At 62.3% G+C, this 12,179-nt stretch carries 11 protein-coding genes; 2 read left to right on the top strand and 9 right to left on the bottom strand.

Features of this window, described 5'->3' with window-relative positions:
- The 4 genes from JNL55_RS14475 to JNL55_RS14490 form a co-directional block, all read right to left on the bottom strand.
- Positions 1–1,147 (bottom strand): enoyl-CoA hydratase-related protein (locus JNL55_RS14475; RefSeq protein ID WP_293854426.1); only part of this gene is annotated, 1,147 nt, incomplete at its 3' end.
- Between the two features lie 74 nt (positions 1,148–1,221).
- Positions 1,222–1,641: a c-type cytochrome gene (locus tag JNL55_RS14480; protein WP_293854429.1), complete on the bottom strand. Its 420-nt coding sequence runs from the start codon at positions 1,639–1,641 to the stop codon at positions 1,222–1,224.
- Positions 1,641–2,186, bottom strand: a complete 546-nt coding sequence (locus tag JNL55_RS14485) for a methylamine dehydrogenase light chain (protein WP_293854432.1) — start codon at positions 2,184–2,186, stop codon at positions 1,641–1,643. The genes JNL55_RS14480 and JNL55_RS14485 overlap by 1 nt, the downstream gene beginning before the upstream one ends.
- Positions 2,187–2,196: 10 nt before the next feature.
- Positions 2,197–3,369, bottom strand: coding sequence for an amine dehydrogenase large subunit (locus tag JNL55_RS14490; protein WP_293854435.1), 1,173 nt, complete (start codon positions 3,367–3,369; stop codon positions 2,197–2,199).
- 238 nt (positions 3,370–3,607) lie between these two features.
- Between JNL55_RS14490 and JNL55_RS14495 the strand changes: the two genes are divergently transcribed.
- A complete protein-coding gene (locus JNL55_RS14495; protein ID WP_293854439.1) occupies positions 3,608–4,423 on the top strand; it encodes a c-type cytochrome in 816 nt (271 codons plus the stop codon).
- 26 nt (positions 4,424–4,449) lie between these two features.
- Here JNL55_RS14495 and JNL55_RS14500 read toward each other — a convergent pair whose 3' ends face one another.
- The 5 genes from JNL55_RS14500 to JNL55_RS14520 all read right to left on the bottom strand — a co-directional run bounded on the left by JNL55_RS14500 (position 4,450) and on the right by JNL55_RS14520 (position 10,175).
- Positions 4,450–5,712, bottom strand: coding sequence for an MFS transporter (locus tag JNL55_RS14500; protein ID WP_293854442.1), 1,263 nt, complete (start codon positions 5,710–5,712; stop codon positions 4,450–4,452).
- Positions 5,713–5,729: 17 nt separating this feature from the next.
- Positions 5,730–7,568, bottom strand: a complete 1,839-nt coding sequence (locus tag JNL55_RS14505; protein ID WP_293854447.1) for an acyl-CoA dehydrogenase — start codon at positions 7,566–7,568, stop codon at positions 5,730–5,732.
- Between the two features lie 102 nt (positions 7,569–7,670).
- Entirely contained in the window at positions 7,671–8,072 is a 402-nt protein-coding gene (locus tag JNL55_RS14510) for a Zn-ribbon domain-containing OB-fold protein (RefSeq protein ID WP_293854450.1), read from the bottom strand.
- 2 nt (positions 8,073–8,074) lie between these two features.
- Positions 8,075–9,247, bottom strand: a complete 1,173-nt coding sequence (locus tag JNL55_RS14515) for a thiolase domain-containing protein (RefSeq protein WP_293854454.1) — start codon at positions 9,245–9,247, stop codon at positions 8,075–8,077.
- 1 nt (position 9,248) lies between these two features.
- Complete coding sequence (locus JNL55_RS14520; RefSeq protein ID WP_415923079.1) at positions 9,249–10,175, bottom strand: SDR family NAD(P)-dependent oxidoreductase; 927 nt, start codon at positions 10,173–10,175, stop codon at positions 9,249–9,251.
- Between the two features lie 130 nt (positions 10,176–10,305).
- Between JNL55_RS14520 and JNL55_RS14525 the strand changes: the two genes are divergently transcribed.
- Complete coding sequence (locus tag JNL55_RS14525; protein WP_293854462.1) at positions 10,306–11,625, top strand: helix-turn-helix domain-containing protein; 1,320 nt, start codon at positions 10,306–10,308, stop codon at positions 11,623–11,625.
- Positions 11,626–12,179: the final 554 nt, after the last annotated feature.

The raw sequence follows: 12,179 nt of genomic DNA on the forward strand, positions 1-12,179 counted from the left end.
CTTCGAACACCGCCTCGACGATCAGGTCGCAAGCGGCGATCGCATCGAAGGACACCGCTGTGGTCAACAACGCCATCCTCTGCTCTACCGCCTCGCGACCGAGCTTGCCCTTCCTGACGCTGCTCTCGTAGTTTGCCCAAATGGTCGCGACGCCCCTGTCGAGCGCTGCCTGATTCATCTCGACCAGCACCACGGGCAGACCCGCATTCAGGAAATTCATCGCGATGCCTCCGCCCATCGTGCCGGCGCCGATGACGCCGACGCGGGCAATCGGGCGCGACGCTACCTCATCGCCGATATCAGCGATCTTTGCCGCGGCACGTGCGCCGAAGAATGCGTGGCGCAGAGCTCGCGACTCCGATGTTTGCTCGAGTTCCGTGAACAGCTCGTGCTCCACACGGAGCCCTGCTTCGAACGGCCCGCAGGCCGCTTGTACCGCGTCGATGCACTTCAGGGGCGCGGGAAACTTGCCAGCGGCGGGCCTGACCATATTGCGAGCGAACTGGAAATAAGCCTGCTGATTCGGATATTCGATTCCGATGTCACGCGCGCGCTTGAGCGGCCTTGCCTCTGCAACGACCTTAGCGGCGAAGTCTAGTGCAGCGGCAAGCAGATCCTCGCTCGCAAACGCATCGAACAACGCCGCATCCGCAAACTGCTCAGCGCGCAGTGTCTCGCCGCTCACGATGAAATTAGTCGCGGCCTCGATGCCGATCAGTCGCGGCAATCGTTGCGTACCGCCTGCGCCTGGCAACAGTCCGAGCTTGACCTCCGGCAATCCGATAGCAGCATCGCGCAACGCCACGCGAAAATGCGCGGCGAGGGCCAGCTCCAGGCCCCCGCCCAGACACAGGCCACCGAGCGCAGCGATGACGGGAATCCTTGCCGATTCAACGATAGAGATGACCGTTGCGAGATGCGGCTCAGCGTGAGCCTGGGGCGTGCCGATCTCACGAATGTCCGCTCCGCCCGAAAACGCGCGACCGGAGCCGATCAATACGATCGCAGCGACCTCTGGATCGGCTTGCGCGCGGTCGATACCGGCGACGATGCCGACGCGAACAGCGTACTCGAGGCTATTGACCGGTGGACTGTCGAGAGTGATGACTGCGATATTGCCGCGGACTTCGTAGCTTGCGCTGCTCATATTTCCTTCCAGCATCGAACTGGCCGGGATGCTAGTCGCCGCGGCACGCAGCACGTATCCGCTATGGGCAACGCCTACTTGAGCTGTTCCAGATAATCGATGATCAAGTCCCGGTCAGCGGCATCGGACAATCCGCCGTAGGCCATCATGTTGCCGGGAACCGTTGCGGCGGGATTCCGCAGATATGCATGCAATGTTTCGCGAGTCCACTGCAACTCGCTCTTACGCATGGCTGCAGAGTAGGCAAAGCCGCTGAGCGCACCTGCGCGCCTGCCGAAGACCCCGCGCAGATTCGGCCCCATTGCATTTGCGCCGTCCGCGGAAATCGGATGGCAGGCGCTGCAGAGAGCAAAATGCGGTGGCGGCTCGGGCGGCGTCGCCTTCGCAGGCGCCGTGGCGGCCACGGACGCAGGTTGGTCGGCGCCCCCGGCGAGGCTCGCCAGCGACATGATCAGCGCTGCTGCGCATTGCGCAGTGAGCTTCGACTTGCTCATCACTCAACCACCGACATGAGCCTGGAGACAGTGCAGTGGTAGGTCGAAGAGACACCGCCATAGCACCAGGTTATCGCGTTCGATCGCTGCGGCCGATAGCGCGGCGTTTCTCCTTCGTTGCGCGAGCAGTACGAAGACTGGCACTGCGATTTGCCACAGCAGTCGTTGTACGAGATGACGTAGGACTTGCCGTCACCGGGGTTCTTGCAGGTGCCGATCCATGACACCGGCGAAGCCTCCGTGCCCGGCGCGCATTTGCTCGCCGATCCGCCACAACCGCTGCAAAGCCATCCATCAGTTGCACAGTACGCCCAGTAATCGCAGACCTTGGGATCGTTCCACGCAGGCAAGTCCGAGTTACGCTCGCCTCCCGCCGCCTTCAACGCATCGGCCTCCGCACGCCCGCCACGCATCACCGGCAGCAGGGGCACGGCGGCGGCGCCTGCGATCACCGTAGCGACCTTGCCAATGAAGGAGCGGCGCGAGGATCGGGACGCCATGCGACGTGCCGAAGATTCAAACAATCTATCGAACCAGGAATTCATGAGTCGCTCCTTACTCGACCGGCTGAATCAACGTGGGCGACATCGGCACGGGAATATCCAGCAACGGTTTGCCGCTGGCCTCGTCGTACACCGTGACTGCTCCGCCGCCATAGATGGAACCGCCGTAGAGGCGCGGCGTGGCATCCTGGCTCACCGCCAGCGTGCTCGTTGGCTGCTTCAGCGGGGTTCGCTTCAAGCGCCGTTTCGAATTCAGGTCGAAACTCCAAACTTCCGTGGCCTCGATGCGATGAAAATCGTAGCCGCCGCCTTTCGGCTTCAGGTCCGAGGACAGCATGAGTACGAACAGGCGGTGCGTGGCGTGATGGACGGCCACTGGTTGCATGAGCGGCCCAGGCACCCAATGCAAACCTTTCTGCGTCTCCGTGATGGACCAGGAGGCCGGGAACGCGAGCTGCGCACCGGACACATCGACCTCGTGGATCCGGCCACGGTGAGAAGCGAAGTACCACTTGTTACCCGAGCGGGTGCCGGAGCCGTGCAGCGGATCCATGTCGGCATCGAAGAACGGCGCACTACGCTGCCTCGAAATCTCCTGGCCATCCTCACCGACAGTGACGACGAGCGCGGCACCATCGCCGCACAACATGAAGAAGCGGCGTGCGCCGGCGGCCATGATGTGGGCACAGCCAGCTGCCTCGACTTCTCCAACAAATCGGTTCGCCTTGATATCGACGATGCCGACGGAGGAGACGGGCGTGAAGAAATGCATGAACAGGAAACGGTCGTCGTCGCTGAGCGCCGTGTGATTCGGATCAGGCAGGCCCTTGATGCTCTTCGGTGGGACCGTCACCTCACGCAGCAGTTTCAGCGTTCGCTTGTCGTAGGTTGCAACCGTGTCGGTACGCTCACCGCGATAGCCCCGCGACATGTACATGCCTAGGCTGTAAATCTCGTTGCCGGAACGCGGGAAATCCAGCTTGTTACCTTCCCAGCCGGTGTCGAGCATGCCCTGCATCTCGCCGTTGTCGGCGTTGTAGAGAAGCGTTCGGCCGTAGCCTCCATACTGGAAGTCGGAGATCCAAACCCAATGGGCGTCCGCCGGCTTCTCGGGAATCACCGCCACTTCGAGCGGCTCGGGCATCGCCGGCAGGTCAGCAAGCACTGGCGCGCACATGAAGGCGAGGCCCATCGACACGAGCACGCGCCGCAGGCGTGCACTCATTGTTTGATCCACCGCGGTTCCCCTTTGAGCCTAGCGCTTGAAGGTTCATGTTCGCACGGGCCATCGACCTCCCCGTATCCGCGAGCGGCAAGCTTGCCGGCGGGGCACGCAGCACTGAGTTGCCGACAGAGGACACGCCAATCCGACGCCCACCGTCATACTCGAACGTATGAACATACGGAACGGCATGCGACCGGACAGCAAGGCAGCGTTGCGCACGAGCGCTCCGCGAACTGCGATGGCAACGCTCGCTGCGCTGACCTTCGCCGGGTTAGCGCAACACCACACCGCCGCACGTGCCGACGAGCTTCCTGAGTGGGGGCCTCATGACGAATACGGTGAGTTCCTCGCTGCGCCGGCCGAACTCGCCTCGTATTCGGTCAACGAAATCGTCAAGTCCATGCGCCTGAGCGCACAGGCGTTGCACCTGGGCGAGCAGGTTTACGCCGATCATTGCGCAAGCTGTCACGGACCCGACCTCAAAGGACTGCGACAGCAGCACACACCGGACCTGACCGACGACTTCTGGCGCTTCTCGGGCGACGACTTCGATTCGGCAGGCGGACGCAAGCGCCCTTCGGACGTGGAATGGAGTGTGCGCTACGGCGTCCGCTCGGGCCACCCGAACGCTCGTGGCATCGAAGTGGGCATGCTGGCCCTCGATCCAAAGTTTCGCAGTCCGAAGGACACAGCGGACTTCGGCGACAAGCAGTTCCTGTCCAACGCGGAAATCTCCGAGATGGTTGAATACGTCCTGCAGCTCGGCGGTCAGGCGCACGACGCATCCATGGCGCGCCGCGCAGCTCCGCTGTTTCAGGACAATGCGAAAGGCAATTGCTTCGACTGCCATGGCAGGAACGCCACCGGCAGATCCACCTTCGGAGCGACCGACCTCACCCGGCCCCGCCTCTACATCTACGGCGCGGACCGTGCGGCGATCCTGGAGTCCATCACCAAGGGGCGTCACACCACGATGCCGGCGTTCGAGGGCGTGCTGCCGCCCGAACAGATCAAAGCGGTATCGGTCTTCGTCTTCATGCAGGCGGCCAAGTAGGCGCCAGAAATAGCAAATAACAATCGTCAGTGCTCGAGCGGCTCCGCGCTCGCGTAGCGCAGGTAATAAACAGTGCCGCAGAGACCGAGAATCGCCGCGACCAGAAAAGCTGTCGCATAACTATGCGTCCGGTCCACGAGCCAACCCGTGATTGTGATACCGGCGACGCCGGGCAGTGTGCCGATGGTGTTGACGAATCCAATCAGCACGCCGGCGTGTCGAGGCGCGATGTCCAACGGCCCCGCGTAAGCGCCGGCCACACCCGCGCCACCCAGCATCGTCGCCATGCATATCAATGCCAGCGCGACGTTGGCGGAATTCGTCTGCTGTAACAACAGCAAACACGAGCCTGTGCCCAGCAGGCTGGTGGCTGTCATGAACTTGCGAACCGCGATCGTGCGGACGCCGCGTGAGATCGCAGCGTCGCTGGCAAGCCCGGCGGCCTGCATCCCCAGAAACGATGCGACCCACGGCGCCGCGGAGTACAGACCCGATCCGGCAATACCGAGGCCGTGCACTTCTCGAAAGTAACTCGGTAACCAGCCAAGGAGCATGTACAGCGCCCAATTGCCGCAGAAGATCGCGACGACGATGGCCCACAACGCCGGGTGGCTGAGCAGTCGCTGCCATGGTGTGGCCGGGCTCGCGTCACTCCGCGAAGCGGCGGTGCCCGCAGCGAGTAGTTCGCGTTCGTGAATTGCCATGGCACGATCGTCCGCCGGCGCGTTCGCAACGCGTGCCAGCCAGCATGCCACCCAGACGAAGCCGAGCGCTCCGAACATATAAAAGCTCGACGGCCAGCCCATCTGCGCGGTCAACCATCCGCTGCCCGCCAGACCGATGACCTGTCCCAGCGGTGTGCCGCTCAGGAACCAGGCCATGGCGCGACCGCGCTCCTGCGCCGGCACCCAGCGACTGAATAGATCGTACGCTGCGGGCAGCACCGCAGCTTCACCCAGTCCAAGAGCGATGCGCACCAGGATGAGCGTGGTCAGCGACACCGAAGCTGCAAGCGGCGTGAGCAACGTGAATGCTGACCACCAGACAACAGCCATTGCCAGCACGCGCTTGCCACCGTAGCGTGCGGCAAGCGCCCCGCTCGGGATCATGAACAGGAGATAGCCGACGAAGAACGATGACAGCACGAATCCCTTGACCGTCTGGCTCCAGCCGAACTGCTCGCCCATTGCTACCGAAGCAACCGCAAGGTTCACGCGATCGGTGTACGCCAGCACCAGTCCGGCCAGACAAAATGCAAGGACGGTGTGACGTCGACCCCAGGTCGCCAAGATGCCGTTGCTCCTGCTCAGAACCACGCCTCCTGCATTTCACGACAGGTCGGATTGCGGCTGGCGACCACCGCGAGCCACGCGTCTATCTTCGGTAACTCGTACTCGTAGAAGTAGCGGATCGCCTGCTCTTTGCCACGCAGGAAGTCGGCATGGTCCGCAGCCGCGTTGATCGCGTCGCGCTGGATCGCCAGTCCCACGTCGAGCCAGATCCAGGCCAGCACCACATGACCGAATGCCTGCAGATAGGGCGTTGCATTCGCGAGCACCTCATCCGGGTTTTCGCTGGCCCATGCGGTTCGCGTGGCCTCGCGCAGTCGCTCGAACGCATCGCCGAGCGCTATAGCGAAGCTGCTGAGTTCGGGACGCGCCGCCGCCCGTTTCACAGTAGCGTCGATCCGCTGGCCGAGCAGCATGAAGGCGGCTCCCTCATCCATCACGACCTTGCGCCCCAGTAGATCGAGGCCCTGGATTCCGTGAGTGCCCTCGTGAATCATATTGAGCCGGTTGTCACGCCAATACTGCTCGACCGGAAAATCGCGCGTGTAGCCGTAGCCGCCGTGCACCTGGATCGCGAGGCTGTTGGCCTCCAGGCACCATTCGCTCGGCCAGCTCTTCGCAATGGGAGTCAACACTTCGAGCAGCATGGTCGCCTGGCGGGCGTTCTCGGCGGACCCGCTCCCGAGCTCGTCGACGAGCCGGGCGCAGTACAACTCCAGTGCCAGCCCACCTTCCACATAGGACTTCTGCGCCAGTAGCATGCGACGCACGTCCGCATGCTCGATGATCCGCACGGGTGGTAGTACCGAGTTCTTGCCAGCGCGACCTGTCGGCCGCCCCTGACGACGATCGCGCGCGTAGTTGAGACTGGCCTCGTAGCCGGCGTAGCCGATTGCAACAGCGCCGAGACCGACGGCGATGCGAGCCTCATTCATCATATGGAACATGCAGCGCAGGCCCTCACCCGGACGGCCGACCAGATAGCCGATCGCGCCGGCGCCGCCACGCACCGGAAAGCGTCCTTCGCCAAAGTTGAGCAATGTATTGGGCAGGCCGCGGCAGCCGAGTTTGTGATTCAGGCCCGCGAGCGCGACATCGTTGCGTTCGCCGGTCAGATTTCCAATCGTGTCAACGAGCTGCTTCGGCACGATGAACAGCGAGATGCCACGGGTTCCGGGGATCAACGCACCGTCCTCTCCCGGAATCTTCGCCAGCACGAGATGCACGATGTTCTCGGTAAGCTCATGATCGCCGCCGCTGATCCACATCTTGTTGCCGCACAGTCGATAGCGCGGCCCCAACGGATCGTCGCCATGATCCGCGCCATCGGGTGTTGCCCGCGTCGCGATATCGGAGAGACTGGAGCCCGCCTGCGGCTCCGACAAGCACATGGTGCCCGACCAGCGGCCCGCGAACTCCTGTCGTGCAAACACCGCTCGCTGCGCATAGTTGCCGTGCGTCATCAGCAGTTTCGCATTTGCTACCGTCAGCATGCCGCCGCCGCCGAGCCCGGCGCCGCTCTTCGCGAAGAAAGCGTTGGCTGCCATCTCCACCACACACGGCAGCTGCATGCCGCCGATGTCGTAGTCCTGGGATGCTGCGAGCATGCCGGATTCGCCGTAGGCGCGCGTCGAATCGTAGGCACAGCGAGGCAGGACTACCATGTCGTCCTCGATCCGCGGCTCCTCCGTATCAACCAATCGATTGAAAGGCGCGAACTCCTCCGCCGCGATCCGCTCGCACGTATCGAGCACGGCGTCGAAAGTCTCGCGCGAGTGCTCGACGAACCGGGGGCGTGCACACAAGGACTCTATGCCGAGCCAGTCATGGATCAGGAAATTTATAGTTCGACGCATGGGGCGCGAGGTTCCAGCATGCAACGTGTCGCCACGTCGGTGCTGGACAATAGATCACCCATGCGCCGCGATTTATCCGCATGTGGCAAGCGTTGCGGGCAGTCACGGAACAGGTTTGAACATCGGTACTTTCGCTGTCCCATCCAAGGAGCCGAATACCAACTGCACGCGCTGTCCAATGTACACATCTTCCAGCGCCGCTGCCTCGATGATGTGAGTCATGAGCGTGGGACCTTCATCCAACGTGACATAGGCAATCACGAAAGGCTGGGGCACACGGCGTTGTATGCTGAAGGTGTAGACCGTGCCAAGACCGTGACTCTCCTGCCACTGCGTTTCGCCGAAGCAGTACGGGCAGATCGAGCGCGGGTAGTAGTGAGTCTCGCCACAAGCCACACAATGCTTCAACAATAGCCGCCCCTGCTCCGCTGCGCGGCGAAACGTTTCCAGCTCCGGCCAGTGCGGATCGGCGGTCGGTTGACCGGTCGGATGCTCGGCGGACATGGTCATTCCCTCTCCAGGATCAGCGTCGCCGATCCATGCCGTGTCGCCAGCGATCCGCCAATGCCGTGGGCGAGCGCCAGATCGCAGCCCGGAACCTGCACGCGCGGATTCGCTTCGCCGCGCAGTTGCCTGACCGCTTCGATCACTTTCAATATTCCGCCGCGATTCGCAGGATGGCTGCTGCACAGACCACCGCCATCGGTATTCACAGGCAACCTGCCCACACCGGAGATCAGCTTGCCGTCCGCAACGAAGCGGCCGCCCGCGCCCTTCTCGCAGAAGCCGAGATCTTCGAGCTGCACGATCACCGTGATGGTGAAGCTGTCGTACAGCGACGCATACTTGATATCGCGCGGCGTGATGCCTGCTTCCGCGAAGGCGGCGGTACTGCTCATCCGGCCCGCCGAATACGTGACGTCGACTCTGCCGCCTTCCATGTGCTTGATCGCCTCGCCGGTGCCGCGCACTTTCACGAGCGGACGCTTGAGACTGCGCGCTATGTCAGGGTGCGCCACTACCAGCGCGCCACCGCCGTCACTGATGACGCAGCAATCCAGCTTGTGCAGCGGATCGGCGATCATCGGTGAGTTGAGGACATCCTCGACTGTTACGATCTCACGCAACATCGCATGCGGGTTGTGCTGAGCGTGATGAGACGCAGCGACCTTGACCCACGCGAGTTGCTCGCTGGTCGTGCCGTACTCATGCATGTGACGCCTCGCCACCATGCCGTAAGTATTCGCGAAACTGTGCCGGTACGCCGTCTCGAACGGCACCTCCGGCACGGTCGGGCCAAACAAGATTTTCAACTCTGCGTCAGGCGGCAACTTTGCAGCTCGCGGCCGGCCGGCACAGGTGATGAGTGCCACGGTGCACTTTCCCGCCGCTATAGCGGCAGCTGCATGCGCGACCGCGAGAATGTACGCCGAGCCGCCGGTATCCGTAGAATCGACATAGCGGGCATGCAAGCCCATGTACTCCATGATGGATGCCGGTCCCAGTCCCGGCGCATCGCCCGCGCAGAAATAACCGTCCACGTCGCGATGACTCAGACCCGCATCATCCAACGCGCCCTTGGCCACCTCCGCGTGCAGCAACGCGACCGATTTGTCATCGGCTTTTCGCGTCGGGTGCTCGAACGCGCCGACGATGCAGGCTCTGTCTCTGAGACTCATCTTATTGTTTACTCTCACCGAGCAGCCCTAGCGCACGCAGCCGGTGCTCGAGGTTGCCAAGCGGATGCGGGTGCACCGGAACCGGATGGTCAAGCCGCCCGAATTTCTCGAACGCCTCCGCCACACTGTCGGGCGTGACCTCGCCGCGAGGATCGAACTGCACGCCCGGCGTCTCCATCATCTGAAAGCGGGAGAAATAGCCACCACCCGCGGAGACGATCAAGCCGGTGTGTTCGCACTGCTCGCTGCACAACCAGGCCACCGCGGGAGAGACCAGGTCCGCACGCAGATACTCGTCCGGCACGGAGGCTACCAGCCCGTCAGTCATGCGCGTGGCAGCGGAAGGCGCGATGGCATTGATGCGGACATTCTTCCTGATGCCTTCGCGAGCCAGGCAATTCATCAAACCCAGCACGGCCATCTTGGCGGTGCCGTAGTTGCTCTGTCCGAATGAGCCGCCAATACCCGAGTGGGACGTCGTGACTACGATCCGCCCGTATTCCTGTGCGTTCATCACCGCCCAAGCGGCCTTGGTGCAGTTCACAGTGCCGTACATGTGCACGTCGATCACCGCGCGGAAGTCCGCCAGGTCCAGCTTCGCGAGCGTTCGGTCGCGCAGGATGCCGGCGTTGTTGACGAGGATGTCGAGGCGGCCGTAAGTGTCCAGCGCCGACTGCACGATCCGCGCGGCGCCTTCAGGCTCGACCACGCTATCCAGGTTCGCCATCGCCTGGCCACCACTGGCTTGGATCTGATCGACCACGCGCTGGGCAACGGACCGATCGTCTCCGGTTCCCTGGACGCTGGCGCCTGGGTCGTTGACCACGACCTTGGCACCGAGTCTCGCCAGCAGCAAGGCGTGAGTGCGACCCAAGCCAGAGCCTGAGCCCGTGACGACCGCAACGCGGCCTTCGAAACCGATCGCCATTTTCATGTCTCGCCAAGAGGACGAGGCGAATCTTAATGAGCGTGGCGGGGAGCACGTATCCGTACCCGGCAACTGCAACGGATTCACCCTCGGGACTGCAACCGGCGATGTGATACAACGGTTGCCTCCTATGAATCTCCTGAATCTCCAGCCTGACGAATCGCGCGAGATGCAGGCACAGGCGGACACGATCCGCTCGAGCAACGTCCTCGGGCGTTCCGGCCTGCTCTCGCGCCTGTTTGACTACTTGCTGCAACAGTCGCTGGCCGGCCATCGCCCCAAGGAGTTGGAGATCGCCGTCTCGGTGTTCGGCAAGGGCATCAACTTCGATGTTTCGCAGGATGCGACCATCCGGGTCTACATCCATAAGCTACGGCGCAAACTCGAAGAGCACTACACGACCGCTGGCGCGTGCGCGCCCGCGCGCATCGCGATCCCCAAGGGGGAATACCGGCTCGTGTTGGAGGGGACTGCGCCACCGCCGGCGCCGGATCGAGAGCCGCTCCCCTCTCCTGCTGGTGCTGACAAGAACACCAGGCCGCTACGCTGGCTGGCGGCAATGCTGCTGGTATCGCTGCTCGCGAACGTTGTGCTCTTCGTACAGCCCGGCACCACCGCTCGGCAGCAAGCGCTCGAATTCGAGGGCATACGCGATCATGCGATCTGGTCGCAATTGCTCGACGACGATTTGCCGATCTACTTCGTCGTCGGCGATTACTACATCTTCGGCGAGTCGGATGGTGCCATGGGGGTCAAGCGGCTGATCCGTGAGTTCGATATCAACTCGCCCGAGAATCTGCAACAGAAACTATACGCAGCCCCGCAACTGGGCGACCGCTATCTCGACCTGGATCTGTCCTACCTGCCGATCGCGAGCGCCTACGCGCTACGCAAGCTCATCCCCATTGTCGCGCCGAAGAATAAGCACATCGAAGTGGTGCTGACATCAGACTTGACGGCGCAGATGATCAAATCCGCACACATTATCTATATCGGCTTTCTGAGCGGCATGGGCATGCTGCAGGACTTCGCGCTCGCACCGTCGCGATTCTCGATCGGCCAGTCGTACGACGAGGTGATCGACACGCGTGGCAAGCGCACATATGTAAGTCAGGCCGGACCCAACGGCTCGACAAGCATCTATCACGACTACGGCCTCGTCTCCTTCCTTCAAGGACCGAACGGCAATCAGATCCTGATCGTTGCGGGCACACGCGACGTAGCGGTAATGCACACCGCCGAGGTGCTGTCGGATGCGAAGACTTTGGGCGAGCTGTCCAAGTCGGTGGGTAACGCGCCAAACTTCGAAGCGTTGTACGATGTCAGCGGCATCAATAGGACGAGCGTCACAGGGAGGCTGGTAGTGTCTTCGGCGCTGGACGTGCGCAAGGCCTGGAACGAGGGAAACCAGGCCGGCGTTGTGCCTGACAATTCAGTCGGCTACCGATGAGGCGAGCTGGTTTCGCCGATAACTCGGCGAAACTCTGCCTTCACTGCCGGACTGGGCCTGGACAAGCGCGCCCCGCGGCCTCTATAAAATAAATCCTCAAACCCGGCCCGCTTCCAAGCTCTTTGAGCCTGTTTCTATAAAATTCTTGCTCCCAACCCCGCGATTTCCCTGCTCGTTTACTCTGACTCTTAATCAGTTGGTTATAGGTTCGAGTCCTATACGGCCCACCACTTTTCCCGTTTGAATCCGCCGAGTTACGATCTTCGCCACTCGCGGCAATCGCTGCTTCCTGAAAATTCTCCTGAAAATTCGCCTCGTCGCGTGGCATCGCGGGCTGAACGACGGGTACGTCATGATCGTAGAGCACAACCATCTGCTTGGTCCGGTGGCCGCTGGCCCTCTGCTTCCGCCGACGGGATCCTTTAGTATCGGTTACACCTCGATGCTTCAAGCCATGCTTGGTGAACCGCTGGCTCGCCGTGATTACCCCGGCCTTGATGGCCGCACACATCATGAATCCCCAAAGACTGTTAAGCCCCGAAGCGCTAATCGGG

It is taken from the genome of Steroidobacter sp. (assembly GCF_016790065.1).
GTDB lineage: Bacteria > Pseudomonadota > Gammaproteobacteria > Steroidobacterales > Steroidobacteraceae > Steroidobacter.

Bases quoted from the DNA above. Each gene is read 5' to 3' on its own strand.
- JNL55_RS14480 (WP_293854429.1), bottom strand. From the start codon at position 1,641: ATGAGCAAGTCGAAGCTCACTGCGCAATGCGCAGCAGCGCTGATCATG.
- JNL55_RS14485 (WP_293854432.1), bottom strand. From the start codon at position 2,186: ATGAATTCCTGGTTCGATAGATTGTTTGAATCTTCGGCACGTCGCATG.
- JNL55_RS14490 (WP_293854435.1), bottom strand. From the start codon at position 3,369: ATGAGTGCACGCCTGCGGCGCGTGCTCGTGTCGATGGGCCTCGCCTTC.
- JNL55_RS14495 (WP_293854439.1), top strand. From the start codon at position 3,608: ATGGCAACGCTCGCTGCGCTGACCTTCGCCGGGTTAGCGCAACACCAC.
- JNL55_RS14505 (WP_293854447.1), bottom strand. From the start codon at position 7,568: ATGCGTCGAACTATAAATTTCCTGATCCATGACTGGCTCGGCATAGAG.
- JNL55_RS14510 (WP_293854450.1), bottom strand. From the start codon at position 8,072: ATGTCCGCCGAGCATCCGACCGGTCAACCGACCGCCGATCCGCACTGG.
- JNL55_RS14515 (WP_293854454.1), bottom strand. From the start codon at position 9,247: ATGAGTCTCAGAGACAGAGCCTGCATCGTCGGCGCGTTCGAGCACCCG.
- JNL55_RS14520 (WP_415923079.1), bottom strand. From the start codon at position 10,175: ATGGCGATCGGTTTCGAAGGCCGCGTTGCGGTCGTCACGGGCTCAGGC.
- JNL55_RS14525 (WP_293854462.1), top strand. From the start codon at position 10,306: ATGAATCTCCTGAATCTCCAGCCTGACGAATCGCGCGAGATGCAGGCA.